The 292-nt window shown below is 54.8% G+C and carries 1 protein-coding gene; it reads right to left on the bottom strand.

The window, feature by feature from the left end; translation table 11 throughout:
- Positions 1-292 (bottom strand): hypothetical protein (locus tag AC1RPQ_RS08375; protein ID WP_481762325.1); only part of this gene is annotated, 292 nt, incomplete at both ends.

Below are 292 nucleotides of genomic sequence, written 5' to 3'. Positions count from 1 at the left end.
GCCGTGTACAAGGCACCTGACACAGAATCAACGTGCTTACCGCAGCTCGACTGGCACAGACCGTTCGTGTAGCCCTTGACCTGATAACCATCGGCGTTTGTGAACGCGACGATAACGTCGGCCAGCTCGGACTTATAGACGAACATCTCCTTCTCGCCCGAGCACCCGATCTTCTCCATCATCTTCTCGATGAGTTCTACAGGGCCGCGCTTACTGAAGAACTCCTTAGTCACCTTAGGACTACTGATGGTGACCTTGAATCCGGGAGTGAGGTAGGCTGCGAGTTCAGCCC

Source organism: Dellaglioa sp. CoH-57-MRSF-21 (assembly GCF_056781915.1).
This window is presented reverse-complemented; position numbering and strand designations above follow the sequence as displayed.